General features: G+C 62.1%; 23 protein-coding genes, 1 tRNA gene and 1 pseudogene. 13 read left to right on the top strand and 12 right to left on the bottom strand.

The annotated features are described in order from the left end of the window. The first annotated feature begins 10 nt into the window (after positions 1 to 10). Genes KBP54_RS02915 through KBP54_RS02925 form a run of 3 tightly spaced genes read left to right on the top strand, consistent with a single transcriptional unit; the run spans position 11 to position 3926 of the window. Positions 11 to 1108 carry a potassium channel family protein gene (locus KBP54_RS02915; protein ID WP_176754828.1) on the top strand — a complete coding sequence of 366 codons (1098 nt, stop codon included), beginning with the start codon at positions 11 to 13 and terminating at the stop codon, positions 1106 to 1108. A gap of 7 nt (positions 1109 to 1115) precedes the next feature. Next, complete coding sequence (locus KBP54_RS02920; protein WP_256006235.1) at positions 1116 to 1877, top strand: NAD(+) diphosphatase; 762 nt, start codon at positions 1116 to 1118, stop codon at positions 1875 to 1877. Next, positions 1878 to 3926 (top strand): ATP-dependent DNA helicase UvrD2, encoded by a 2049-nt coding sequence (locus tag KBP54_RS02925; protein ID WP_070975938.1) that lies wholly within the window; start codon positions 1878 to 1880, stop codon positions 3924 to 3926. It abuts the gene before it with no gap. Between the two features lie 12 nt (positions 3927 to 3938). Here the strand turns inward: KBP54_RS02925 and KBP54_RS02930 are convergent, their stop codons facing one another. Then, positions 3939 to 4778: a hypothetical protein gene (locus KBP54_RS02930; protein WP_256006237.1), complete on the bottom strand. Its 840-nt coding sequence runs from the start codon at positions 4776 to 4778 to the stop codon at positions 3939 to 3941. A 55-nt stretch (positions 4779 to 4833) separates the two neighbouring features. Here KBP54_RS02930 and KBP54_RS02935 point away from each other — a divergent pair, with 55 nt between their 5' ends. Next, complete coding sequence (locus KBP54_RS02935) at positions 4834 to 5343, top strand: M48 metallopeptidase family protein (RefSeq protein ID WP_070976055.1); 510 nt, start codon at positions 4834 to 4836, stop codon at positions 5341 to 5343. On the opposite strand, the gene KBP54_RS02940 is transcribed toward KBP54_RS02935, so the two are convergent. Further along, complete coding sequence (locus tag KBP54_RS02940; protein WP_256006239.1) at positions 5340 to 6701, bottom strand: zinc-dependent metalloprotease; 1362 nt, start codon at positions 6699 to 6701, stop codon at positions 5340 to 5342. The two genes, KBP54_RS02935 and KBP54_RS02940, sit on opposite strands and share 4 nt — an antisense overlap. 93 nt (positions 6702 to 6794) lie before the next feature. Between KBP54_RS02940 and KBP54_RS02945 the strand changes: the two genes are divergently transcribed. After that, positions 6795 to 7883 carry a YlbL family protein gene (locus KBP54_RS02945; protein ID WP_070975943.1) on the top strand — a complete coding sequence of 363 codons (1089 nt, stop codon included), beginning with the start codon at positions 6795 to 6797 and terminating at the stop codon, positions 7881 to 7883. Here KBP54_RS02945 and KBP54_RS02950 read toward each other — a convergent pair. After that, entirely contained in the window at positions 7880 to 8572 is a 693-nt protein-coding gene (locus tag KBP54_RS02950) for a hypothetical protein (RefSeq protein WP_256006242.1), read from the bottom strand. The two genes, KBP54_RS02945 and KBP54_RS02950, sit on opposite strands and share 4 nt — an antisense overlap. A gap of 19 nt (positions 8573 to 8591) precedes the next feature. Beyond that, positions 8592 to 9089, bottom strand: a complete 498-nt coding sequence (locus KBP54_RS02955) for a PPA1309 family protein (RefSeq protein WP_070975945.1) — start codon at positions 9087 to 9089, stop codon at positions 8592 to 8594. Between the two features lie 175 nt (positions 9090 to 9264). On the opposite strand from KBP54_RS02955, the gene KBP54_RS02960 reads away from it, so the two are divergent. Both KBP54_RS02960 and KBP54_RS02965 read left to right on the top strand, forming a co-directional pair. After that, entirely contained in the window at positions 9265 to 12159 is a 2895-nt protein-coding gene (locus tag KBP54_RS02960) for a UPF0182 family protein (protein ID WP_418904465.1), read from the top strand. A gap of 134 nt (positions 12160 to 12293) precedes the next feature. Further along, positions 12294 to 12370: transfer RNA gene (locus KBP54_RS02965), tRNA-Met, on the top strand. Between the two features lie 333 nt (positions 12371 to 12703). On the opposite strand, the gene KBP54_RS02970 is transcribed toward KBP54_RS02965, so the two are convergent. Next, entirely contained in the window at positions 12704 to 13108 is a 405-nt protein-coding gene (locus tag KBP54_RS02970) for a MerR family transcriptional regulator (protein WP_034986068.1), read from the bottom strand. Positions 13109 to 13277: 169 nt separating this feature from the next. Here KBP54_RS02970 and KBP54_RS02975 point away from each other — a divergent pair, with 169 nt between their 5' ends. Further along, complete coding sequence (locus KBP54_RS02975; protein ID WP_034664651.1) at positions 13278 to 14837, top strand: SulP family inorganic anion transporter; 1560 nt, start codon at positions 13278 to 13280, stop codon at positions 14835 to 14837. 169 nt (positions 14838 to 15006) lie between these two features. Here the strand turns inward: KBP54_RS02975 and KBP54_RS02980 are convergent, their stop codons facing one another. From KBP54_RS02980 to merA, 7 genes are all read right to left on the bottom strand, one after another. Then, entirely contained in the window at positions 15007 to 15483 is a 477-nt protein-coding gene (locus KBP54_RS02980; RefSeq protein WP_012359769.1) for a hypothetical protein, read from the bottom strand. Between the two features lie 37 nt (positions 15484 to 15520). After that, positions 15521 to 16999, bottom strand: coding sequence for a relaxase/mobilization nuclease domain-containing protein (locus tag KBP54_RS02985; RefSeq protein ID WP_255365784.1), 1479 nt, complete (start codon positions 16997 to 16999; stop codon positions 15521 to 15523). A gap of 559 nt (positions 17000 to 17558) precedes the next feature. Beyond that, on the bottom strand, positions 17559 to 18515 hold the full coding sequence (locus KBP54_RS02990) for a cytochrome c biogenesis CcdA family protein (protein WP_071572892.1): 957 nt from the start codon (positions 18513 to 18515) through the stop codon (positions 17559 to 17561). Then, a complete protein-coding gene (locus KBP54_RS02995) occupies positions 18512 to 19075 on the bottom strand; it encodes a TlpA family protein disulfide reductase (protein WP_256006247.1) in 564 nt (187 codons plus the stop codon). The genes KBP54_RS02990 and KBP54_RS02995 overlap by 4 nt, the downstream gene beginning before the upstream one ends. A gap of 38 nt (positions 19076 to 19113) precedes the next feature. Continuing rightward, complete coding sequence (locus KBP54_RS03000) at positions 19114 to 19437, bottom strand: hypothetical protein (RefSeq protein ID WP_228496498.1); 324 nt, start codon at positions 19435 to 19437, stop codon at positions 19114 to 19116. Positions 19438 to 19455: 18 nt separating this feature from the next. Then, positions 19456 to 20109: an organomercurial lyase MerB gene (merB, locus tag KBP54_RS03005; protein ID WP_070362923.1), complete on the bottom strand. Its 654-nt coding sequence runs from the start codon at positions 20107 to 20109 to the stop codon at positions 19456 to 19458. Positions 20110 to 20143: 34 nt separating this feature from the next. Further along, positions 20144 to 21568 (bottom strand): mercury(II) reductase, encoded by a 1425-nt coding sequence (gene merA / locus KBP54_RS03010; protein WP_070362922.1) that lies wholly within the window; start codon positions 21566 to 21568, stop codon positions 20144 to 20146. 112 nt (positions 21569 to 21680) lie between these two features. Between merA and KBP54_RS03015 the strand changes: the two genes are divergently transcribed. From KBP54_RS03015 to KBP54_RS03035, 5 genes and pseudogenes are all read left to right on the top strand, one after another. Further along, entirely contained in the window at positions 21681 to 22070 is a 390-nt protein-coding gene (locus KBP54_RS03015) for a heavy metal-responsive transcriptional regulator (protein ID WP_004601215.1), read from the top strand. Between the two features lie 335 nt (positions 22071 to 22405). After that, a pseudogene (locus tag KBP54_RS03020) lies at positions 22406 to 23631 on the top strand (adenine-specific methyltransferase EcoRI family protein). A gap of 3 nt (positions 23632 to 23634) precedes the next feature. Further along, a complete protein-coding gene (locus KBP54_RS03025; protein WP_070362921.1) occupies positions 23635 to 24810 on the top strand; it encodes an HNH endonuclease family protein in 1176 nt (391 codons plus the stop codon). A gap of 15 nt (positions 24811 to 24825) precedes the next feature. Beyond that, a complete protein-coding gene (locus KBP54_RS03030; RefSeq protein WP_070362920.1) occupies positions 24826 to 25398 on the top strand; it encodes a recombinase family protein in 573 nt (190 codons plus the stop codon). A gap of 169 nt (positions 25399 to 25567) precedes the next feature. Then, positions 25568 to 26587, top strand: coding sequence for a DUF4192 family protein (locus tag KBP54_RS03035; protein WP_070362919.1), 1020 nt, complete (start codon positions 25568 to 25570; stop codon positions 26585 to 26587). Positions 26588 to 26625: the final 38 nt, after the last annotated feature.

The raw sequence follows: 26625 nt of genomic DNA on the forward strand, positions 1-26625 counted from the left end.
CGGAGTGAAACTGCCGTTTGCGTTGTCATGGAGTGACCGGTTCCGTGCGGATGCGGATCCGTCGGAAATACCGGTGCACACCCTGCTGGATGTCGTTCGGATTCCGTCGGCGGAACGCACCACTCCATGGGCGTTGATGGCGAGGCGCTTCGGCTACGCGGCCATGTTGGTGTTGGCCGTGGCGACGGTGGTCTACTTCGACAAAGAGGGGTACACCGAGCCACTGACCTTTATCGACGCCCTGTACTATTCGGCGGTTTCGCTCTCAACGACCGGCTACGGCGATATCACGCCGGTGACGCAAAGCGCGCGCCTGATGAATATCTTGGTCATCACGCCGTGCCGTGTGGCATTCCTGATGCTCTTGGTCGGTACGACGTTGTCGGTGTTGACGGAGGATTCCCGCAAGACGCTACAGATTCAGCAATGGAGGAGAACAGTGCGCAATCACACCATCGTTATCGGCTACGGCACGAAGGGCAGGTCCGCGGTGGATGCGCTGCTCGCGGGCGGTACCGCCCCGGGCAACATCGTTGTTGTTGATGATGACGCCGTGGTGCTGTCGAACGCCGAGAAGCGCGGCCTGGTCACCGTCCACGGCAACGGCACTCGCTCGAGCGTGCTGAAGGTCGCTGGTGTGGCGCGTGCGCGCTCAGTTGTGGTGGCGCCGTCCTCGGACGATACCGCGGTGTTGGTCACGCTGTCTGTCCGTGAGTTGGCGCCGAGCGCCATGATCGTTGCCAGCGTCCGTGAGAGTGAGAACCAGCACTTGCTGATGCAGTCGGGCGCGGACTCGGTGGTGGTCTCCTCTGAAACGGCGGGCCGCCTGCTGGGCATTGCGACGGTCACGCCGCCGGTGGTGGAGATGATGGAGGACCTGCTCAGCCCGGACGAGGGCTTCGCGGTTGCGGAGCGTCCGATCGCGGACGACGAGGTCGGAGCGAACCCGCGTCACCTCGCCGACATTGTGCTGGGTGTGGTGCGCTCCGGTGAGCTCTACCGCATTGACGCCCCGGAGGCCGAGACGGTTGAGCCCGGCGACCGCCTGCTGTTCGTGCAGATGACGCAGCCGACCCCGCTGACTGAGCGCACGCGCCCGACGGAGTAGGCGGCCTATGAAGCGGTTCATTGCCTTCGATGCCGCCGGCAGGTTTGTGCTTGGAGCTGATGACACGCCCACACTTTTCGACGCCCACTCCGCCCAACCCCACGCAGAGAACACGGTGCACGTCGGCGACGATGTGTGGGCGGTGCTGGTCAGCGAGGCGCAGCTTGAAGCAATGGGCGAGCGCTTCGGCACTTGCCGCAGCCACGCAAGCGACTATCTGGTTGCACGCGGGTTCGGTCTGCTGCGCAATCAGCGCCAGCTGCGCTTCGACCCGCGCGATGGCAGCGAAGTCGCCTGGGGTGAGGGCGGCGTTGTCGCGCGTGGCGCCAGCGGGAAACCGTTGTTTCCTCGCATTGACCCGTCGGTGATCGGGGTGGTGCAGTCGACGGATGGGGAGCGGATTTTGCTGGGGGAAAATGCGCGCCGCCCGGGCTACTTCACGCTGATCGCGGGATACATCGATGTCGGCGAGACCATCGAGGATGCCTTCGCGCGTGAGGTGTGGGAGGAAACGGGGCGTCGTGTCGGGGTGGTGCGCTATGTTGGGTCGCAGCCGTGGGCGCTGTCGGGTGCGCTGATGTTGGGGATGGTGGCGTCGACAAGTGATGTTGATGCTGTGGGCCCCTTGGATGGGGAGCTGACGCAGCTGCGCTGGCTGCGCCGCGACGAGCTGGGCACTGTCACGCTGGCGGTGCCGGGGACGATTGCGCGGCGGATGATTGACCAATGGGCTCGAGGAGAGTTCAACGAGAACGGGAGTGGAGCGTAAGTGGCTGTAGATCTGAGCTTGCTGGATGAGGATCAGCGGATCGCGGCGACCGCTCCGCGTGGCCCGGTGTGCATCCTGGCCGGTGCCGGGACGGGTAAGACGCGCACGATTACGTACCGCATCGCGCACATGATTGATCAGGGCACGGTGAGCCCGAACCGGGTGCTGGCGGTGACGTTTACGCAGCGTGCGGCAGGGGAGATGCGCGATCGCCTGCGCACGATGGGCATTGGCGGCGTGCAGGCGCGCACGTTCCACTCGGCGGCGATGCGGCAGCTGCGCTACTTCTGGCCGCAGATTGCGGGGGATCTGCCGTGGCGGCTGCTGGACAACAAGTTCCCGCTGGTGGGGCGGGCAGCTCGCGCGGCCGGGCTGGAGTCGGATAAGGAGATGGTCCGCGATCTGCTGAGCGAGATTGAGTGGGCGAAGGCGAGCGTGATCGGCGCGGAGGACTACGTGGACCGCATCGCGGATACGAACCGGACTCCGCCGACGGATCCGAAGAAGGTCGCGGAGGTCTACCGGCTGTACGAGGAGGCGAAGACGAGCCCGGAGGGCATGCTCATCGACTTCGACGACCTGCTCCTGCACGTCGCGGGTGCCCTGGAGAATGCGCCCGCGGTGGCGGAGGAGTTCCGCTCCCAGTACCAGTCCTTCGTGGTGGACGAGTACCAGGACGTGACCCCGTTGCAGCAGCGCGTGTTGGAGGGCTGGCTGGGGCAGCGCGATGACCTGACGGTGGTGGGGGACGCGAACCAGACGATTTACTCCTTTACCGGCGCGACCCCGGACTACCTGCTGAACTTCTCGCGCACCTATGAGCACGGCACTGTGGTGAAGTTGCAGCGCGACTACCGCTCGACGCCCGAAATCACCGAGCTGGCCAACGCGGTCATCTCGCGCGCGACGGGCCGGGCCGCGGGCACCAGGCTTGAGCTTATCGGTATGCGGGAGTCCGGACCGCAGCCGACGTTCCACGCCTACGACGACGAGCCGACGGAGGCCCGCGAGGTCGCCGCGGCGGTACAGCGCCTGATTGATTCCGGGGTACCTGCCAAGGAGATCGCGGTGCTGTACCGGATTAATGCGCAGTCGGCGGCGTTTGAAGCCGCGCTCGCGGACGCGGGCATCGTCTACCAGGTGCGCGGTGGGGAGGGCTTCTTCCAGCGCGGCGAGATCCGCGAGGCGTTGCAGGCGCTCGTGGCGGCAACCAGGCGCCACGACTTGCCGGATGACCCGGTGGTGGTGGCGAAGGCGGCGTTCGCGCCGCTCGGGTTGACGCCGACGGAGCCGGAGGGCGCCCAGGCACGGGAGCGTTGGCAGGGGCTGCGCGCACTCGTGGACCTCATCGAGGAGATCGTGCACACCAAGGAGGCCTCGAGCCTGGAAGACGTACTGCGTTCGCTGCGTCAGCGCGCGGAGGCGAAGCAACCACCGGCGATTGATGGGGTCACGCTCGCCAGCTTGCACGCGGCGAAGGGCCTGGAGTGGGACGCGGTTTTCCTCGTTGGCCTGGTGGAAAACACGCTGCCGATCTCGCACGCGATCAAGGCGGGCGACGAGAACATCGAGGAGGAGCGCAGGCTCTTCTACGTCGGCGTGACGCGCGCCCGGGAGCACCTGCAGCTGTCGTGGGCGCTGGCCAGGCAGGAGGGCGGCAGGAAGTCGCGCTCGCGCTCGCGCTTCCTGGACGGGCTGGTGCCCGAGCTTGAGTCGGAGGAAACCCCGCAGCGGTTGAAGCAGACCCGCCGCTGCCGGGTGTGCGGCAACGTGCTGTTCGCCCCGGCGGACAAGGCGCTCGGCCGGCACCAGGATTGCGACGCCGACATCGACGAGGACGTCTACCAGGCGCTGAAGCGCTGGCGGCTCAAAACGTCGCGCGCGGCGAAGCAGCCCGCCTACATGGTGTTTTCCGACGCCACCCTGCTCGCCATCGCGGAGACCATGCCGGAGGACGAGCAGGGGCTGCTCGCCGTGTCGGGGGTGGGGCCAGTCAAGGTGGAGCGCTACGGCGCCGAGGTCCTGGAGACACTCGCGGAGTTCCGCTAGACGCCTGGCAACCTAGTAGCACAGCGGGCAGTCGGGGTGCGGCTGCAGGCGAAGCGTCTTGAGTGGGGTGCGGTTGAAGGGGTCCACAAGCAGGGTGTCGCCGGTGCGGGGGTCCGGGGCGGACACGCCCGGCGGGTCCGGCAGTTGGCAGACCCGCCGAGCCATCGTTGCTGCGGCGACCACGCCTGCCTGGACCACGACCGGGTCCGGGTTGCGCACCCCGGCTGGGGCCGCGGCGGCGATCGCTGCCCACTGGGGGTCGCGCTCGAGGAGGTAGTGCTCGCGACAGATCAGGCACGGGCCCTCCACACCGATTGCGTAGGGGCCGACGAGAACGCGGGAGTCGATTTGCAGCACCGGAATCACAGGTCCCGTGCGGTGCCGGGTGTACGCGGCAAGCGCCCGGGTGCGGTGTGCCTGGTCGACGATGATGAGTGGGAGGGCCGAGGGGGCGTCGAAAAGAAAGCGGGAGAGCGGCTGGGTGGGCTCGGGGGAGCGCACGTGGATGCCGCTGGCACGCAGTGTTTCTACCAGCGTGTTCGCAAGCGTTGAGGTGCCGAGCAGGAGGACCTCGCGGCGCGAAACTTCGACGAGGACGCGGTAGGCAATGAGGTCCTGGATGAGGCTGCGCGCGGCATCCGCGTCCATGGAAACCGCCAGCCGCCGAACCACCTCGGGCAGTGGCCGCGGTGTGGACAGCGAGTCGAGCACCGCGGCGACTGCGCGGGCGTCGCCGACTTCGATGATGCCGCTGCGTGTGGCGTCGAGTCCGAATTGCAGCGCGTGAGGGCCCCTGCTGAGTACCTGTACCCCCATGGCCAGCGCAATGACAGTATCCGACTGGTTACACATGCTTCCCCCTCGTGCCCCTTAAGCTGTGTCGGTTGTACAGCATACAATCTTCGGCATGCAGGAGTCGGAGTTTGAGTATCGGGTGATTCGCTCGCCGCGGCGCACGCGCACAGTGCAGGCCCGGCTTATCGACGGCGTCGTGGAAGTACGCATCCCAGCCCGGTTCAGCGAGCGCGAGGAGCGCGAAGCGGTGGCCGAGATGCTGCGGAAGATCCGGAGGAAGACCCGCCACCAACACGTCAGCGACGCCGACCTTCAAGCCCGCGCGGAGGCGCTCAACGCGCAGGTGCTTGAGGGGCGGGCGAAGGTGGGCTCGATACGGTGGGTGTCGAACCAGACGAAGCGGTGGGGAAGCTGCACCCCGTCAACGGGCACGATTCGGATTAGTGACAGGCTGCAGCACGTGCCGGGCTACGTCCTCGACGCGGTGATCGTGCACGAGCTGACGCACACCTTCATCCCGGGGCACGGCCCGAAGTTCTGGGAGTGGGCAGACAAAGCGCCCCTCGCGGAACGCGCGAAGGGCTACCTTGAGGCCTACCAGCGGTTCGGCGGGGAAGGCTAGTCCTCGTCGTTCTTGCGCAGCTCCTCTTCCAGGCGCGCGAGCTCTTCGTCGAAGTTGTCGTCGGAGGAATCGTCCAGCAGGGTGTCGATGAACGCCGCCGGGTTGGACAGGTGCTCAGGGGCCGGCAGGAAGTCCGGGTGGTCCCAGATCTGGTCGCGGCGGGCCTGGCCCACGGCGGTTTCGACGCGGCGCCACAGCTCGGCGGCCTCGCGGACCTTCGGGGCGCCCAGCTCGATGCCGACGACGTTCGCAAACGCGCGCTCGGCGGAGCCACCCGTTGCGCGGCGACGGTTCCACGCCTCGGCGAGCTGCGGCGTCGACGGGATACGGTCTGCCAGGGAAGCGTCGGTGACAACGTCGACCCAGCCCTCGACGAGCGCGAGCAGCGTCTCCAGGCGGGCAGTGGCGGATGCGTTGCGGGAGGTCACGCGCGGGGAGAGGTCCGCGCCCTCCAACTGCTGCAGCGCCTCCTGGATGGCCTGCGGGTCGCCGCTTTCCAGGTTCAGCCCGCGGGCCATCTCCTCGAGCTGCGAGGTATCGATCTCCAGGCCTGCCGCGTACTCCTCAACGGAGGAGACGAGGCGCTCGACGAGCCACGGCACATGCTTGAACAGGCGCTGGCGCGCCGCCTCGCGGGCCACAATGTAGACCAGAACCTCCTGGCTGGGGATCTCGAGGCCCTTGGCGGCGGCGGTGACGTTCTTCGGCAAAATGGCCGTCACGCCTGCGGGTGCGACGGGCAGGCCGAAGTCGGAGCCGGTCAGGGCTTGCTCGGCAAGGTCGCCGAGGGCGTGGCCGAGCTTGACGCCGAAGTTCATGGCGTTCATCTGCTCCATCATGCCGACCATCGGGCCCATCATCTCGCGGGCCTCGGCGGGCATGGTGTCTCGCTGTGCGCGGTTCATCTGCTCCGCAACGGGGTTGACCAGGCGCTTCCACATCGGCATGGTTTCAACCAGCCAGTCGTCCGCGTTCCACGTGCGCGGCTGGGCGTTCGCGGAAGGAAGCGTAGTGGCGTCGTCAAGCCAGAGGTCGGCGAGGCGTACTGACTCCTCAACCGCGGTGCGATCCCCCGCGGAGACCGCAGCCTTGTCGCCGACGTGCTGGCGTGCCATGCGCAGTGCCATTTCGAAGTTCACGGACTCGCCCTCTGTGCGGGCGTTCATCGTCGAGCCCATGCCGGAGAGCATCTGCCCGAACTGGTTCAAAATATCGCCCAAGCCATCTTGGCCACCGCCAACGTTGCCCCCGAACCCGAACGCGGCGAACGGGTTGTTCTGCTGGTTGCGACGCTCGTCGTCACCGTTGTCACCGTCGTTGTCGTTGTTGGGGAAGGTAAATCCGAATCCATTGCTCATAGGCACCACCCTACAGTCGTGTGCGCAGGTTGTGTTGGGTGCAAGCGGGAAAATCGCAACGCTGTGGGCGAACATCTAAGATTTGTGGGCGTGATGAACGCCGAGCAAGAACAAGCACAGGCACAGCCGCGCAGCCGCCGCCTCGCCACGATTGTGTGGGGCGCCATCCCCCTTGCGGTGCTGGCCGCGGCGCTGAGCCTCGACCATATTCCTGGCACCGATATCTCCCTGGCCGTGCCGTACGCGGCGCAGGGGCCGGGGCCGACGTTTAACACGCTCGGCGATGTTGAGGGCGTGCCCGTTGTTGAGATCGAGGGCGCGGACTCCGACAAAACGGAGGGCAACCTCAACATGACCACGGTGTCTGTGCGCACCAATATGACGCTGGTGCAGGCGCTGACCCGCTGGATCACCACGGATGACACGATTGTGCCGCTGGAGCAGATCATGCCTCCGAATACGAACCGGGAGGAGATGAAGCAGCGCAACCAGGAGGCATTCGTTGCTTCGGAGTCGGCGGCGACGATCGCCGCGATGAACTACCTCGGCCGCCCGACGACAGTGGTGGTTCACGAGGTGATGGACGGCAGCGCCGCAGGCGGTGCGCTGCAGGCGGCAGACATCATCACGAGGGTCGGGGGGAAGGACGTGGCGCAGCCGCGGGAGGTGCAGCGCATCGTGCGCGAGCACGCCCCTGGCGATCGGCTCAGCGTCGACGTGTTGCGTGACGGCGCGCCGCACACGGAGGAGATCACCCTCGGCGCGAATCCGGAGGATAAGAAGGTGCCCATGTTGGGGATCTTGATGACGTCCGCTCCGGCCGATGGCGTGCAGGTGACCTACAACCTCAACGATGTGGGCGGGCCGAGTGCCGGGATGATGTTCTCGCTGGCGGTGATCGATAAGTTGTCGCCGGGTCTGCTCAACGGCGGGAAGTTCGTGGCCGGAACCGGCACGATTGATGAGTCAGGGGAGGTCGGCCCGATCGGTGGCATCTCCCACAAGATCGCCGGTGCCCGCGACGCAGGCGCCGAGCTTTTCCTCGCGCCCGAGGGCAACTGCGCGGAAGTCATGCGCACGGACAGCGGGGAGATGCAGGTCGCGGCAGTCAAAACGCTTGATGACGCCGTGAAGGCCATGGACGCGTTCGCCCACGGCCAGCCGGTGCGCAGCTGCAGCTAGGACTCAGACTCGGTGGAGGTGGTTGCCTCCGCAGGGGTGGTGGCGCCCTCCGGGCGCTTCGCCAGCCCGAGCTTGTAGATGTGTTCGCGCGGGCCTTCGCGGTCCATGGTGAGCAGCTGCTTCATAATCTGGCCTTTGTCATTATCAATGACGGTCACCACGGCAGAGGAGCCAACCGTGGACCAGCCGACCACGAAACGGCCGGTGTCTTCCACGACTTCGCTCGAGCGCAGCTCGGTGAGCACCTGCGTACTCGTGGTGGCGACGGACTCGGACTCCATGAACTGGAACTGGCCCATCTCAGAGCTGCTGCAATCGAACGCGTCCGGGAGGCCGGTCGGGGTGCAGCTGTCCAGCTTCTCGAAGAACTCGGGCGGAGCGAGCGTCGAGAACTGCTTGGCGACCTCAGCAACGCCGTTATCGTCTTTCTTCGCAGTGCTCGTAGTGCTTGTTGACGTCCCCTCCGTCGTCCCCTCCGTCGTAGCCTCCGCGGACTCAGCCTCAGACGCAGACTCCGACGGCGAAGGCGACTCCGTGGTCTCAGTGGTGGAGGAGGCCGGTGCCTCCGTCGTGGTCGGATCTTCCGACGGCTCGTCCTTGCCACCGCACGCGGTGGCTACCACCAGCGCCATCGCCAGCACCGCTGGCGTACCGACGCGCCGACGCCAAACGTTCGAAAATGTAGCCACGTTGTGCTCCTTTACCCTCTTAGGACAGCTCATCTGGGTCTTGTTCCAACCCGTAGCGTAACGCAGCAATCACGTTCGGCGCTACGTTTGGCCCACCGCGAAGCTCGATATCGTCCTGGGCGAACATACCGCGCTCCTCCAGCTCCTCCTCGGTCAGCCGCATCTGGAGCAGGGTTTGCTCGATGCCTTCCTCACGCAGCACACCGGAGAAGAGGCGCGCCGGGCGTGGCGAGGGGTCATCGCTACTGGTGTCCCGGAACATAATCTCCTGCGCCAGCACGGCACCCTCCACCGCGTGTGGCCAGGCGATACGCGCCACGTACTCCGCGAGCTCCTCCGAGCCGGGGCGAATGTTTTCCGGCAGGTTGTCCTGGACAACGAGGGTCAGCGGCGAAGTGGCGTCGTCAACCTCGAGTTGGGCGAGCTCGTCGACAAGCAGGGAGGAGGGCACGAGTGCGAAGAGGGTCGGGCCCTGATCCCAGCCTTCCGCGTGCACGAACTCGACGGCTTCGGACATGGCCTTATTTAATGCTTGTTGGTTGAGCACGGGAACCCTTCTGTCAGTTCAGGCGTTACACTTTTTAAGGTAGAACCTTAATACGCGTACTAAGACTATTTCGAAGGAGCAGGATTTGGCCACCCGCCTCAGCCAACCACAGCCCCACGCGAAGAAACAGAACTCCGGACTTGCCATCACCATTGGTGTCCTCGGTGTATTGCTGTTTTGCATCCCGATCCTGATCGGTCTCTACACCGATTTTCTTTGGTTCGGGGAGCTTGATTTCCGTGGGGTCTTCAACCGCGTCATCGTGGCGCGAGTGGTGTTGTTTGTTATTTTCGCCGCCGTCGGCGCGCTGATCACCTACCTCGCCGCGTGGCTTGCGTGGCGCGGCCGTACAAAAGAAGCCTTGAGCTTTGAAGCCGTTGTCGGCGACACGCGGACCCAGGTGAACCTGCAGCAGGGCGTTCGCACGCTCTTGGTGTGGGTTCCGGTGGTCATCGCGGTCTTCTCCGGCCTGGCAGGGCAGCGCCTGTGGCGCACGTTCATGCTGTGGTTCAACGGGGAATCCTTCGGCGTGAATGATCCGCAGTTTGGCAAGGACCTCGGGTTCTACGCCTTCGCACTGCCGGGTATCACCGCGATTATCGACGGCCTCTCGCTCCTGCTGCTCGTCGCCTTCATCGTCGGCGCGGTGGGCCACTACTTGCTGGGCGGCATCCGCATCGGCAATAAGGTCAGCGGGGTGCCGGGCCACATTTCGACGTCCGCTCGCGTGCAGCTCGCCGTGACCGCCGGCCTGTGGATGGTGCTCAAGGCAGTCAGCTACTGGCTGGAGCGCTACACCCTCTTGTACTCCCAGAACGACATCTTCACCGGTGCGTCCTACACCACGGTCAACGCCTCGCTGCCGGCCAAGGTGATTTTGACGGTCATCGCGGTGCTTGTCGCGGCGGCGTTCTTCGCGTCCGTTGTATATAAGGACTTCCGCGTTCCTGTGCTGGCCGCGGTGCTGATGCTCGTTTCCTCCCTCGTGGTCGGCGGTGTGTGGCCGGCGCTGCTGGAGCAGTTCTCGGTCAAGCCGAACCGCCAGTCGAAGGAAGCCGAGTACATCGCCCGCAACATTGAGGCCACCCGCTACGCGTTCGGCTTGACCGACGAGCAGGTGAAGTACCAGGACAACTGGGGCGCGGAAAAGGTCTCCAACGATAAGGTTGCGGACGACGCCGCCACGATCAGCAACATTCGCCTGCTGGACCCGGAGATCATTTCCCCGACCTTTACCCAGAACCAGCAGCTGCGTAACTTCTACGGCTTCCCTGACCAGCTGGCGATGGACCGTTACGAGGTTGAGGGCAAGATGCGCGACTTCGTCGTCGCCGCCCGTGAGATGGACCCGAACGCGCTGCGCGAAAACCAGCGTGACTGGATCAACCGCCACACCGTGTACACCCACGGCAACGGCTTCATTGCAGCGCAGGCGAACCGCGTTGACGAGGCCGCGCAGGACGCAGGCTCCACCCGTGGTGGCCTGCCGATCTTCACCGTTTCCGATTTGCAGACTAACGCGATCGCTGCTGAGAAGGACCAGGCGGACGAGCTGGGCATCCAGGTCGACGAGCCCCGCGTCTACTACGGCCCGGTGATCGCTTCCGCGAACGACGGGCTAGACTACGCTATCGTCGGTGATAACGGCCAGGGCCCCGTCGAGTACGACACGGACAGCTCCACCTACACCTACCAGGGCGAAGGTGGCGTCAACATCGGCAACTGGGTCAACCGCATCGCGTACTCCGCGAAGTACCAGGAGCTGAAGTTCCTGCTGTCCGACCGCGTTGGTTCCGAGTCCAAGATTCTCTACGACCGCGACCCACGCGAGCGCGTTGAGAAGGTCGCGCCGTGGCTGACCACGGACTCCAAGACCTACCCAGCCGTGATCGACGGCAAGATCAAGTGGATCGTGGACGGCTACACCACGCTGTCCCAGCTGCCGTACGCAACGCGCGAATCCCTGACCGATACGACGCAGGACGCACTGAACCCGGACGGCACTACGCAGCGTCTGCTGAACAACAACGTCGGCTACATTCGCAACTCCGTCAAGGCCACCGTTGATGCCTACGACGGCACGGTGGACCTCTACGCATTCGACGAGAACGACCCTGTGCTCAAGGCGTGGATGGGTGCGTTCCCGGACACCGTGCGCCCGGCAAGCGACATCTCCGATTCGCTGCGCGACCACCTGCGTTATCCGGAGGACCTGTTCAAGGTGCAGCGCGAACTGCTGGCCCGCTACCACGTGAACGACCCAGGCGTGTTCTTCAACAACGACGCCTTCTGGTCCGTGCCGAACGACCCGACCGCGCCGGAAGGCCGCAAGGAGCTCAACCAGCCTCCGTACTACGTCGTCGCTGGCGACCCGGAGACCAACCAGCCTTCCTTCCAGCTGATCACGCCGTTCCGTGGCCTGAACCGCGAGTTCCTCTCCGCGCACATGTCCGTGTCCTCCGACCCGGAGAACTACGGCCAGATCACCGTCCGCGTGCTGCCAACCAACACGCAGACTCAGGGCCCGAAGCAGGCGCAGGATGCCTTAATGTCCTCTGACCAGGTGGCGCGCGACCGCACCCTGTGGCAGGGCACCAACGACCTGAAGAACGGTAACCTGCTCACCCTGCCGGTCGGCGGAGGAGAGATCCTTTACGTGGAGCCGATTTACTCGCAGCGCAAGGACCAGGCATCGGCCTTCCCGAAGCTGCTGCGCGTGCTCGTGTTCTACCGCGGCCAGGTTGGCTACGCGCCGACGATCTCCCAGGCGCTGAAGCAGGTTGGCATTCACTCTGAGGCTGCCCAGGACATCGACATCGTCGACGACAAGGGCAACACGAAGCCTGCCGAGGAAGCACCAGCCGATGGCGAGAAGGCCGAAACCCCAGCACCAGCGGCTGCCGGTAACAAGGATGAGGCCCTCAACAACATCAATGACGCGCTGCGCAACCTGGAAGGCGCACGCAACGGCTCCTTCGAGGAGTACGGCAAGGCGCTCGACGAGCTGGACCGCGCCGTGAAGGAATACCAGAGCATGTAACCCTTCCCGTATGACCGCCTGAATCCCCTGCGAATCCGTGAGATGCGCAGGGGATTTGGCGTTTCAAAGGGGTATGCGTATAGTTATCACTCGTTGCCCGTTAAGGCAGCAGGTGAAAATTCAACATCACCCGACGCGGGGTGGAGCAGCTCGGTAGCTCGCTGGGCTCATAACCCAGAGGTCGTAGGTTCGAATCCTGCCCCCGCTACCAACTTCCAAGCCCCTACCAGGAGAAACACTGGTAGGGGCTTTAGTTATTTCTCTTAAGGCGCACGTCCTGGGACTCAAATCGGGACTTTAGCGATGGCATTTTGTCACTTAAGCCGGTTTGGAAGTGATGGGGTTAAGTGACAATTTTCGATTTTGTGACCTTGGATGACTGTGTCGTTTTGAGGAGTCGTCTGCACGGATTTCAGAAGTCCTCTGTACTATCGCCATCCACTCCGGAGAGGCCGCGGGCGTTCGTCCACTTCATCTGGAACGCGATTCGACAGAGCGCATTCAATACGATGGTCTTTTTCTCCCTGCGAAGGATGGGGGCGGTTTAGGGTGCCAGGGTGTTGACCAGATCGAGGAATTCCTCAGCGTAGGCAATTTGCTTGCGTAGCTTTTCGTAGCGGGTGCGCGTCTCCTCACGAATGTCGGCAAGGGTGGCCTTGGCATTACTCCGTGCCTGCTGTGCGGTATCACTGTCCTGCCCGCCATCTGAACTATGAAGAATCTCCGCAGCTTCCAGGAACTCCCGCATCTGATCCAGAGTAAACCCCAGCGGTTTCATCCGTCGCACCAGCAAAACACGACGTACATCAGCCTCACTATAAAGCCTGAACCCACCAGGGCTACGCCCCGATGGGGTAATCAGGCCGACGTTGTCATAATAACGCAAGGTGGGAATCGACAACCCCGTCCGGTCAACGACCTCGCCGATCTTGAAATTACTGTTTTGCATTGCCTGTTCTCCTTCACGGTGATGTTGCCCACGGGTTCCTGTGCCTGGGTTGGCGGTTGAGTAAAACTCCCGCTACCATGACCACCATCACCAAACCTAAAGTTACTAGAGGGTTGGATTCCTTTCGGGCGTTCGCCCAGTTACCTATCCCCTCAAAGATTGGACATCTATGACTGAAACTAGCACGGCGGCCCCCCGCCCCCTCCTGAGTCCAGACGGCGCTGATGCCCCTACCGGGATCATCGCATCCTTCCGTTACGCATTTTCTTCCCCCGCCCGTATCCGTATAGAGATTCTGGCCGGACTGGCGGTATCCCTGGCGCTGATCCCTGAGGCCATTGCCTTTTCCATCCTTGCCGGTGTTGACCCAGCCATGGGTCTGTTTTCCTCGGTAGTCATGGCCATTGCGATCGCCTTTACCGGTGGCCGCCCGGCAATGATCACCGGCGCCACCGGGGCTATTGCCCTAGTCATTGCTCCTGTGGCGCGTGGTTACGGGATGGATTATTTCATCGCCACCGTCCTGTTGGGCGGTGTCCTACAAATCGTGCTCGGCGCCCTCGGTGTGGCGAAACTTCAGCGTTTTATCCCCCGATCGGTGATGCTGGGTTTCGTCAATGCACTGGGCATTATGATTTTCACCGCCCAACTCGAACACCTCATTGATGTGCCTTGGATAGTCTACCCACTCGTCGGCTTGGGTGTGGTGATCATGATTTTCTTCCCCAAGCTCACCAGTGTGATCCCCGCCCCGCTGGTCACGATTATCGTGCTCACCGGTTTGGTCATTGCCGCCGGTTTGACTGTCCCGACGGTCTCGGACATGGGCAAGATGCCGGAGACCTTACCGTCCCTGTTTATTCCGAACGTGCCGTGGACGTTGGAGACCCTGCAGATCATCGCGCCTTATGCCCTGGCCATGGCCGTGGTCGGTCTCATGGAATCGTTGATGACCGCCAAGCTCGTCGATGACATCACCGACACTCATTCCGATAAAACTCGTGAATCCTGGGGACAGGGGGTGGCTAATATTGCCTCCGGTTTCTTCGGCGGCATGGGTGGCTGCGCGATGATCGGTCAAACCATGATCAACGTCCGCGAATCCGGGGCACGTACCCGCCTATCCACCCTGTTAGCCGGTGTGTTCCTGCTGGTCCTGGTCCTGGCACTGGGCGACATCGTTGGCATGATCCCGATGGCTGCGCTGGTGGCAATCATGATCATGGTCTCGGTCGGCACCATCGACTGGCACTCGGTGCATCCACGCACCCTTAAACTCATGCCGGTCTCTGAGACCATTGTTATGGCCGTGACGATTATTGCCACCCTAGCCACCAGCAACCTGGCCATTGGTGTGGTGTTGGGTGTGGTCACCGCGATGATCATGTTCGCCCGTCGGATGGCACATATCGCTTCCATTGAAAAGGTCTCCGAGATCGACGGCGACGGCGATGGCGAGATTGATACTCGTACCTACCGGGTGCATGGCCAGTTGTTTTGGGCATCAAGCAATGACCTGGTTTATCGCTTTGATTACACCGATTCTGCCCGTCATATCACTATTGATCTCACTGAGGCGGAGATCTGGGATGCCTCCACGGTCGCGACCTTTGACGCGATTACGCAGAAGTTCCAGGACAGAGGCAAAACCGTGTCCATTATCGGGCTCGACGGTCCCAGTCAGGACCGGCTGAACCGCCTGTCTGGCCGGCTTGGCACCGGCCACTAACATCCCCCGACTCGAGCACATCGACTTGGCGCCCCAACTTATAACCGGGGCGCCAGTTTATTGGTGCTGTTGCAAAGTTGGGGCATAGGAAGAGCATAAAAGAAGCGTAGCGGTTAACCGCTACGCTGTGTTGTGGGGATTTTTACTTTTTACGGTGCACGTGTTCTAGTTAGTGGTTCGTTTCTTTCCTCGGGTGATTGCGACGGTATTCCTCGACTAAGTGAGCAATACCCGGCGCAGCCTGGGACAACATCCAGGTCATAAGCGCTATAAGAACCCCTATGACGATAAGTGTTAACGCCAACCAGCCCAGTGTTGGGCCGATGCCGTTGGCCTCCTGGACGTGACCCCACAAGGCAGACACGCCGTCGGGTATGCCGAGCATACTTAGCAGCCCGTTCCCCAAGGCTCCGACAGCAACGAGTGCGATAGCAACGAAGAGAACACTGGCTGCAATCCACGAGGCAGACATGCAGGCCTTAATAAAGTTCGTGTTCGACTTTTCCATGTCGTCGTTGTACTTTTTGCGCTCTGCACGTATCTTCTCCAGCAGCTTTTCGTTGGACTCCTTCTCCTGGAGCAGGGCGCTGCGAGCCTTCTTAGATGCTTCTGCTGCCTTGTGCAGGCTTTCGGACTCTTTCGACATTGCCTCAGATACAGCTACTTCTACCAGCGGTTCCAGGCTAGAAGTCAGGCTCGAAGTCATCTGAGCGTTCAGGCTCTGGGCTACTGCTTGGCTGGAATCCTTGTCGAGATGGATGGGGCTTTCGGCTGCTTTGAGTACCAGCTGTTGCATCCTTGTCAGACGCGACATCTGCTCGCTTATCTCGATTAGGTACCCTTTTACCCCCTCCAGGCCGTTGGGCAGATCCTCGATGTTCCTTATCAGCCCGGTGATCATCTGCTGCACTTCCATCATCGTTACTTGGAAGTGACTGCTGCTCACGTAGTTCTTGTTTGCGGCGAGATTGCTTTTTACGTTCCTTAATTCGCTTTCCGCTTGCGTCAACCTCGTCGAGAAGTCGCTGGGCAGAGAACTGAGAATGTCCCCTGTATTCTCCGGCAGACTCTTCAGTTTCTCCTGCAGCGTCTTGATAGCCTTCTCCGCCTTGTCCAGGCGTGGGCTGAGAACCTTCAAGACGCTGTCCATCTTGCCTTTCGCCGCTGCTTGGGCTAGCTTCGTCATCTCGGTCACTGACACCATGATTGAATACCTCCTGGTTGTTATAGTTTTCTTCCTCCTCGTCATCGAGAAGGCTGGAGCCGTATTTCGCCTCCAGGTCGTCATCGGTTGAATTGGCTTGAAGTGCTGCAAGCTGCCGCGCAAGAAGGGCTGATTGGGCCTCGTTAACGCGTTCGGTCACACCCTCTAGCGAGTAGCTGCGGCCCAATTTTGAGCCAGCTTTAGCTGCTTTACGCTTTCGAGTACGTCCGGCCTTCGTGGTGTTCGTGAAGTAGGCATCCTCGCCGTCGTCGTCGACCAGGGCCACGGTTAGCGACTCACCCTCGGTTTTTGAGTTGGGCTGCACTTTTAGAGACAGGTTGTATTTGCCAGCAATCTCTACTGCCTTCGCCAGTGGGTCGTCAGCATCTGCCACCTGTTTATCCGCGCACAGCTCATCCATGCGCTTGCGGGCAAAATCAGCCCACGTGGCTGCGGTCAGCTCATCCACGCCCAGGCCCGTCGAGTCTGTGGACTTGCCCTCCTTGCGTGCCCTGCGCTCAGCAGGAAGCAGCGATATTTCCGGCTCTCGCTCCAGGACACGCATCCCCAAATCGCGCATCAGCTCGTCGTTGATATTGCGCAGCTTGTACCAGTTGCGCATATCCCGAGGTGCAGCCTTCTTTGTCTGCGTATCGTGGTTGGCAAAGACGATATGGTTGTGGACACAGCCGCTTTTACTGTCGGTGTGCGTAGCCACGGTAAACGGAACTCCCGTGCCCTGCGTCAGCCGCATCGCCAGCTCTGAGCCAGCCGCATTAGCCCGAGCTACATCGGCCGGGTTATCCTTATCCAGCTCGTCTTTAGCCCACGATTGGATATAAATAATTGCTTCGTCAGTGCGCTTGACGTCGACGTGAACGCGCGCAACTACACGGATTGGACTGATGTCGACGCTATGCGGGGAGCCTTGAATCTCGGTGAAGAAAGTGGGACTCAAAACGGGACTTAAGAGTCGGTAATCCGCGGTAAGGCGCAGTAAGGCCCAGTATGCTTATACCTCTCTAATCAGCAGGTAAAAGGGTAATAACTGCAGGTGGCTCGAACTTGAGGGTGAGAACCCAGAGGTCGTTGGTTCGAATCCAGCCCCCGCTACTAAGATAAGGCCCCTACCAGTGGAAACGCTGGTAGGGGCCTTCTTCATTTTGTGATCGGATCGCCATTTGGTGCACTAGCTGGTGCACTAGGGTCAAAATCCTGCACCAAACGGAACTGCGACGCTCCAACGACGCGGCGCAGGTTTTCGGTGCATTGCTTACTGATTGCGAGGACGGCGGCAACGAAGGAACGCCACGGGAGCCGGCAGTTCGGGGGTCTGCCTATTTATCTCGTAATGGGGCGGCACAGAGGGCTCCTGACGGATTGCCCGAAGTCCTCTGCACGAATTGACTTCCGGCCTGATGCCACTGTACCAACCTGTCCTGATAGGCGGGCGCCTCGTTTGCCAGAAGATGGGCAAGGTTCCCTCTCCCCCTTGCTTTTTGGGAGTCCTCGGCCAGCTACGGGATCGTGCCTGGCCGGTCCTCGGTCGAGTTGTTGTCCGGAGTTGGTGTGCAGCAGTCGGGTTCCCCGCTTTGCCCGGGGCCCTCGCCTGTGGGCGGCGTTCCCTGTCTGATGCGCAGTCTCCTGCGCCGGTTGAGGGCGGCCAATGCCGATGCGAGCACCACGGCTGCGGCGAGGGCTGCGATCAGGGTGCTGTTGTCGCTGATCCAGGCGCTGGCGGCGGCTGACCATACGGCGAGGCTGTTGGCCTGCGCGGTTCCGCCGGTGGCGGCGGGATACCAATACCAGCTGAGGTAGGCGCCGGTTATGGTGAGGATGAAGGCGGCGATGCGGTTGCTGTGCTTGGCCAGGCCGGTGATTCTTCGCCCGAGGGCGGCCCCGGCGATGGCCGTGCCTGCCGAAACGAGCATCAGGACAGTGGCCGAGCCTGCGGCGTAGGCGGCGAAGACCGCGAGCAGCCCGGCGTAGCTGGCGACGGCCTGGGCTTGGGCGATCACGGCCAGGAGCACCCCGAGGGTGCAGCCGAGGGATGCTGCGGCGTATCCGACCCCGAAGGCCACCATGCGCCCGGTTTTGTGACCTGCCCCTGCGGCTTCTTGTGTGCGGGGTTTCGTGGCCCAGGCCGGCAGACGGAGCCGTGGTGTGAGTCCGGTGAGCATGGCCAGGCCCAGCAGGAGAAGGATCACCCCGGTGGCCATTCCCAGCCAGGGCGCTGCGCTGATCAGGGTCCTGGCGCCCGCGCTGACGATCAGCCCGAAGGCTGCCAGGGTCCCGGCGAAGCCGAAGCTGAGCGCGAGCCCGGCCCGGAGCCCGTGGGCCAGACGCAGCGCGAGCGGGCGCGTCCGGGCGTCCCCGATGGTCTGGGCTATCCAGGCGGGCAGGAGGGCGAAACCGCAGGGATTGACCGGGGCAATCATTCCAGCGGCGAAGGCCAGGGCAAGCAGGGCTGTCATTGGGCGCCGGCCTTGGTGAGTTCTTCTTGGATCTTTTCCGCAGACGGGTCGGTGGCCCGGAAGGTAACGTCACCCTTCGCGTCGACCACCACCAGGGTGCTTATGGAGGTGACCTTGTACCGGGTGGTCAGTGTGGCCCCGGTGTCGATGACGGCAGGGAGCTCAGGGGCCTTGATGTAATCGCGGAATCCGTTGATGGTCTCCTTCGGTTCTCGGGGGTCCACGTCCACCAGGAGGTAGTCGGCCGAGCTTCCCAGGGCCGTGGAGGCCTTGTTCAGGGAATCGGCCCCTTTCACACACTCACCGCATCCGACAGAGAAGAAGAACAGTGCTGCGGGCTTACCGTCCGGGATGGTCCGGGTAGTGCCGTCAATGTCGGAGACCGTAACAGCAACGGCACCGGCCGCGTCGGGCGACGAACCGCCTGGCGCGGCCGACGGGCCGCTCGGTGAGCTGGCGCAAGCGGTTGTCAGTGCCATGGCCGCTGTCAGAAACAGGGCGGAGGCGAGGTGCCTGGGCCGGGGAACGGACAGAGAACGGCGGGATCTCGGGTATGTCATGGTGTCTAGTGGTTCCTTCCAGGAATGGGTATGGGGACTCAGGCGGTGCCGTGGTCGGTGCGGTGGTGCTCGGGGGATGCGGGAGGGCAGCAGTCGTCGGTCCTGCGGCGTTTTCGCTGCCTGGTGACGGCGATGATCCCGGCCAGGAGCACCGTGGCGGCCGCGAGTAACACGAGGGGATTTGAGAAGAATCCGGCGATCGCGCCGAGGGCTCCGGCGGCGATGAGGATGGGTCCTGCGCAGCACAGGATCATGGCCGCTGCTATGCCGATTCCTGCGGCCAGTGTGTGGTATCGCCCGGGGCGACCGGTCTGCCGGACGGGTTGATGGCCGGTGTCTGGCTGTTCTGGGTGTTGGGTCATGTCATGTCCTTTTAAAGCTCAGCAGCAGGAGTCCTGCGCCGCGGGGGCCCGCGTGGCGGCCGCGGCGAGGAGGGCGGCGGCCATGGCGGCACCGGCCCGGTGTGCCGCCTCGATGTCCAGGACTTCGCCGTCGGGATGGGAATCCAACCACGGCTGGGCGTCCTCGCGGGAGGCGAAGTAGTGGACCTGGTTGCAGAACGATGACCGCACCGGCCCCGTGCCCGGGTGGCTGATGATGGACACGACGGCGGTGGCCGGCTGTACGGAGGTCACCGTGCCGTCCGCGCCCGTCATCACCCGGATGAGGGTCCCGCTACCCGGGGAGGTCGACTCAATGGTTGCGGCCTTCCCGATCAGGGCCGGGAAGAAGAGAGTGTCCAGGGCGCACCAGGTGTAGAGCTGTTCCCCGGCCAGGGTGAAGCGATGCGGGGTGGGCCGCATCGTCAGGGCCAGGCCGATGATGCGGCCCTCGTCGTCGTACTCGGTGTCCGGGACGGCGGCCAGTCCCTGCCGGACCGTGTCTTCGCTCCGGCCACTGGCGGTGGCCAGTTCGGCGACCGTGACGGGCTCGCCCTCGGCCAGGAGCCGCAGCAGCGGCACGAACAATTCCGGGTCTATTCCGGAGCGCGCGGGGGACAACAGATAGGTGAGGGCCTGGTCGGTGGCGGTCATGGCATTCCTTTGCTTCGGTAGTGGGGGCTGCAGCTCAGGCGCAGCAGGAGAGCTTGGAGACGTCGGTGTTGAAGGCCTTGGCGGCGATCCTGATGCCCTCGGCCATCGTCAGGTAGGGGCTCCAGGCGGCGGCGACCTGCGCGGTGGTCATGCCCGCTTCGAGGATGTAGACGCCGGCGGCGGCGATTTCCCCGGCGTCCTTGGCCACCGCGGAGAGGCCCAGGATCCGTCCGGTGTCGCGGTCCGCGACAACCTTGATGAAGCCGCGGGTGTCGCGGTTGACCACGGCTCGCGGCACGTACTCCAGGGGGAGGACCCGGCACTCGCAGCTGATCCCGGCGGCGACAGCTTCCTTTTCCGTCATCCCGACCGCCCCGATGGCGGGACTGGTGAAGGTGACCCGGGGCAGGTGCCGGTAGTCGACCTCGGCCAGGGCATCGGTGAACGCATTGTCCACGGCCAGGGCGCCGTGGGCCGCTGCGACGTAAACGAACTCCCGATGGCCGGTCGCGTCCCCGGCGGCCCAAACCCGCGGGTTGGACGTGGCCAGGCGGGAATCGACCACGATCTCGCCGGATGCGCCGGTCTTCACCCCGACGGCGTCAAGGTCCAGTCCCTCGGTCACCGGGCGGCGGCCCAGTGCCACGAGGATGTGGGAAGCGCGGAACACCTCCTCGCCCCCGGCCACGTTTGCCGTCACCGAGACCCCGTCCGGGCCGGAGGCCACGGAGTCGGCCATGGCCCGCCGGACCACCCGGATCCCCTCGTCGGCGAACACCCCCGCTAACGCCTTGGACGCCTCCGGTTCCTCCTGCGAGGCCAACCGGGAACGGACCAGCATGGTCACCCGGGAGCCCAGCCGGGAGAAAAGCTGTGCCATCTCCAGGGCAACATAGCCTCCGCCCAGGATCAGCATTGATTCGGGCACCTCGTCCAGTTCCATCGCCGTCGTCGAGGTCAGGTACCCGGCCTCGGCCAGTCCGGGAACGGGGGGCACGTAGGGTGCGGAGCCAGTGGCCACGAGGTAGTGCCCGGCCTCGATCGTTCTCACTGCACCATCCGGGGAGATCACCCGGAGCAGCGGTGCGTCCTGGGTTCCGGTGAACGACGCGTCCCCCGAGATCATCGTCCACCCGTAGTCCGCGGCCAGATCGACGTACTTCTCCGTGCGCATGCTTTCAACCAGCGCGGCCTTGCCCTGAATCAGGGCCGGCATGTCCACCGGGCCCGCCGAGGCCGCCACCCCAGGGAAGCGGGCCGAATCCAACGCCACATGGCGGGCCTCCGCGGCAGCCAGGAGCGCCTTCGACGGGACGCAGCCCGTGTTCACGCATGTCCCGCCCACGGTGCCGCGCTCCACCATCACGACGTGCTTGCCCAGCTCGGTGGCCCGGATCGCGGCCGCAAACGCTCCGCCGCCGGAACCAATAATCGCCAGATCGAACTTTTCGTTTGTCATTCCAGATGTCTCTTCCCTGTGGTTCAAAAGCTCCTATGGAACCATTGTGAACCTTCCAGTACAATGGAAGGTCAAGTCAAGTGTGGTGGCCATTGGAAGGGAATCGGCGAACATGAGGATCGGACAGCTTGCGGAAGCAACCGGAACCACGACCAAGACCCTGCGGTTCTACGAGGAGTCGGGGCTGCTCCCTCCGGCCGAGCGATTGGCCTCCGGCTATCGGGACTACGCCGAGGATGCCGTGGGTCGGGTCGGGTTCATCCACCGGGGCCAGGCCGCCGGGCTGACCCTCGCCCAGATCCGCCAGATCCTCGACATCCGCGACGGCGGCCAGGCGCCCTGCGAGCACGTGCGCGACCTGCTTGACGTGCGCCTCGCTGAGATCGAGCAGCAGATCGCGCAGCTCTCCGTGCTGCGCGACACTATCGCGGACCTCAGACAGGACGCCGCACACCCGGACCCTGAAACGTGCAGCACCGATCAAGTGTGTAGGTACTTGTAATCCAATTGGGCACACCTCCTGGACCGCCAAAAGGCTCTCGCAAAAAGATACCGCCAGATTTACAAAATTGAGGAAGAGCTCATCAGCAAAATCGACAAATTGACTGACGTAGTAGTCATCCCTAACGCGTAAGACCTGCACGCTGCTTGTACAAATGATAGTTTCGTGATGACGCTGGGGTGGGTTCCTGCTCCGCAGGCGTCCGAAGGCCCTGGGTCGAGCAATCCCCCCTGCTCCCCGGGGTCTTCCGCTATCTGAGAACCTTGCTTCACCCGGGTTCTCTCATTCTTCACTGCCGGATGAAGACTGAATCAATCTACAAGGTGATGTAGGCAATGGGCGGCAATACTAACTTAGGCACAGCCAAGACTGCCAAGAAGGACGAGTTCTACACGCAGTGGAATGACATTGAAAACGAGATGCAAGCCTATCTCGAATACGACCCCGACGTATTCAGAGGTAAGACAGTTCTGCTGCCGTGTGACGACCCGGGGCAAGTAACTTCACCAAGTACTTTGCACTGAACTTTGAGAAGTTCGGCTTGAAGAAGCTGGTCTCTACGTCTTATGTGCCAGCATCAAACCCAGCCGTGACTGAGAAGGGGCAGATGCTGCTGGACTTCGCACTTGGTGAGGACCAGGACGAGAAGTTCAACGAAGACGACACTTGGCTCCGGGGACGCATTTACGTCATGGAACAGGGCAAGGACCTTAACGATGACGGGCGCCTTAACAAAGAAGACCTCCAGTGGGATTATCTTGAAGGCGACGGCGATTTCCGTTCTGAAGAGGTCACGAAACTCCGCGATGAAGCCGACATCGTTATCACCAACCCACCGTTCTCCCTATTCCGCGAGTTCCTTGCGTGGCTGATTGATGGCGACGTCCAGTTCTCCGTTATCGGGAACATGAACGCAGTTACCTATAAAGAGGTATTCCCGCTTTTCAAAGACAACAAGGTTTGGTACGGCCCCTCAATCTCAAGTGGTGATCGCGAATTTCGTGTACCCGAAAGTTACCCGCTTACCGCTGCAGGTCAGCGTGTGGATGAACAGGGGAATAAATTCGTCCGTGTAAAGGGTGTTAGATGGTTTACCAACATTGAGCATGGACGCCGACATGAACAGCTCGTGCTCATGTCGATGGAGGACAACCTGATCTACGGTTCAAAGACGGTCCGAAACGTGAGGTATCCAAAGTACGACAATTACGACGCGATAGAAGTACCGGAGACCAAAGCAATCCCCAACGATTACAACGACATGATGGGTGTTCCCATCTCGTTCCTCGATAAGTACAGCCCAGACCAGTTTGAAATCCTTGGGATCACGCAGGCATGGGACGATCATTCGGGGTTGAAGCTCAAGAACTATCCAACCCAGATTCAGGTCAGCAAGAACGGCGTTAGATCTCGGGTGGGCAAGCTTAATGACGGTGCCGCCATACCGCATGACACAGAGCCTCAAGACGTGACGTACTACGAGGTCGACGGACAATTCTTTACTAAACCGTATTGCAGAGTTCTTATCCGCCACCGCAACCCCAATGTCAAGGAGTCTTAAGCCATGGAAGCAAAACTCAACCCCCGCAAGACCCGTGACATCGTTGACGGATTCCACTACAACGAACTCGAAGGCAAAGGTCTGTACGGTTTGGCTGGCAACCTCACCATCCAGCCTGAGTACCAGCGCAACTACATCTACAACGACGGTAAGAAAGATGTTGCCGTCATTGACTCGCTGCTCAAGGGCTATCCGCTGGGGCTGATTTACTTCAACCAGCCCAAGCAGGACGAAGACAAGTTCGAGATCCTTGACGGCCAGCAGCGTATTACCTCTATCGGCCGTTTCTTCAAGGACTTGTTCGTCGTCAAAGATACCGACGGCAACGAACAGTACTTCTCGTCGCTGAGTGAGCACCAGCAAGAGCAGATCCTTGAGACTGAGCTGCTTATCTACGACTGCAATGGCACTGAGTCTGAGATCAAGGAGTGGTTCAAGACCATTAACATCGTTGGTGTGCCGCTGACAGCCCAAGAGCTGCGTAACGCCGTGTACTCTGGCCCATTCGTTGATGCTGCTAAGAAGGTCTTTTCCAACTCCGGCTCTGCGGTCATGTCGAAATGGTCGAACTTCGTAAAAGGCGACCCTGCTCGCCAGGAGGTGCTTGAGGTAGCCCTTGACTGGATCGCTCAGCGTGAAGGCACCACCATCGACAGCTACATGGCAAAGCACCGTGAAGACGATAACTGCAACGAACTACAGACTTACTTCACTGCAGTTATCGACTGGGCAGCAAGTGTGTTCAAAATGACAGACACGTCCATGCGAGGCATCGAATGGAACACTCTGTATGAGCAGTACGGCGGCCAGGGCTACAACGCGACTGAGATGACGGCTGCTGCAAAGGAGCTGCTGTCTGACCCGCAAATTCAGTCCAAGAAGGGTATCTACGAGTACCTGCTTGGCGGCAAGACAGACACCAAACTACTTAACGTACGTGTCTTCACTGAAGCGGTGAAGAAGCGCGTCTACAAGCGCCAGACTGATGCTGCAAAACAGAAGGGTGTCTCCAACTGCTCGTATTGCGCTATCGGTCACGATGAGAAGAAAGCAAAGATCTGGGCGCTTAAAGAAATGGACGCTGATCACGTCACTGCGTGGTCCAAGGGTGGATCGACCGAGGAGAGCAACTGTGAGCTGCTCTGCAAGTCGCACAACCGTGCCAAGGGCAACGCTTAAAGTCGGTGATTAACCATGCTCATCGGCTACGCCCGTGTCTCAACGTCCAAGCAGGGGCAGTCACTTGATACCCAGCGCGAGGCGCTCATCGACGCTGGCTGCGACCCGGACCACATCTACTCAGACACCATCTCCGGCACCAACTGGCAGCGACCTGGCCTCGACGATGCTCTCGCATACATGCGCCCCGACGACACGCTCGTTGTTACGCGCCTCGACAGGCTCGGCCGCAGCCTCGCAGATACCGTGAACACCATCGCCGACCTGGCTGCACGCAAAATCAACGTCAAGGTGTTGGAGCCAGCGCTGGACACGTCGAAGCCCACCGACAAAGTGGTTATCAACGTCATGGCCAGCTTGGCTGAGTGGGAGCGTGACCTGCTTGTTCAGCGCACCCGTGAAGGCGTGGCTCACGCCCGTGCGCAGGGCAGGGTAGCCGGGCCGAAGCCCAAGCTCAGCGACGAACAGGCACAAGTCGCAAAAGAACTCATCGATGGTGGTAAGTCCGTGAGTGCAGTGGCGAGGACGTTCAACGTGTCCAGGCCAACGATTTACCGCGCTATTGAGCGTATCGAAGCAGACGCTTAAGCACAGGCTGCGCCGCTAGTGCTTGTGTCCTGCAAGCAAGCACCAGGTGAGCACTAGCGACGCACTGAGCACGCTGGGGTGCTGCCGGGCGGTGGTAACACCGCCCGGCAGAGCCGGGACCAAATACGGGACTGACCTTACACATCCCGTATTTGGCAAGGAGTGTTTCATGTCCAACTATTCGCAGACACTTACCTCTCACGGCGAGATTCTCGCAAACATCCCCGGCATCCTGGGCTTCTACCCGCAGGACTCGCTGGTGTTCGCGTTTTTCAAACAAGACAGCGACACGCACAGCCTGAGCCTCGGGCCACTTGCCCGGCTTGATCTCGACGGAGCGATCCAACAGCTCACCGAGGATCGTGAGAAGTTCGCAGCATGGACTGAGACGCTGGATCTCGACGCTGTTGCGGCGTACGTCATCACCGACGACATGGTTGAAGCAGATGCAGCGGCGCACTTCCTCTGTAGCGAGGATTCCCCGCTGCGCAGTGAGGTACTGGCGGTCATTCAAACGTCAGAAATCACCGCTGGTACTGCCTGGTGTGCGATGTACTTGCACCCAAACTCATGTGAGCCACAGGCGGGCAGAATCAGCAACATCCACGCCTCAGCAGCGCTACAGCAGTTGCTTGAGCAGACCGGCGATCTCCCAGCGCTCTCGCGTGAAGAGATTGAGAACAGGCTGAACAGCACCGAGCACGACATCGACGCCGCAGAGCATGAAGACATCATCGAAGACGCGCTGGCGTATGTTCCACCCATCTTCCGAGACGTACTGCAGCGTGAGTACGAGCAGGCAGCGGCGGGGATGACGCAGCCGAGTGCGCGTGCTATCCGATCTGCGCTGAAGTGCTTCACGACACCGCGCTTGCGTGATCCATTGCTTGCTGCGCTGCTTGAGGAGCCACAAGCAGGTCTCAAGTTCGCTGAGCAGGTGATGCGCGCTGTACCGGCTCACTGGCCTGGGATGAGGGCACAGCTTACGGCCACTGTCGCCGTGCTGGCCCAGGCAACCGGCCAGACGGGTCTGGCTGGCGTTGCCGCACACAGGGCCACCGAGATCAGCAGCAAAGAGACGTTCCCGTCGCTGGTGGCGAAGTTAATCGACATTGGCGAGGGCAGTCGTCTCGCAGAAGTGGTTCACGAGGGCGGTGCTCAGGCTCGCGTGCAGTTGTTCGAAAACTAGTACTTCACACCCCGTTGCAGCAGTTGCTGTAGCGGGGT

The organism is Corynebacterium pseudogenitalium (assembly GCF_024453815.1).
GTDB classification, from domain to species: Bacteria; Actinomycetota; Actinomycetes; order Mycobacteriales; family Mycobacteriaceae; genus Corynebacterium; species Corynebacterium pseudogenitalium.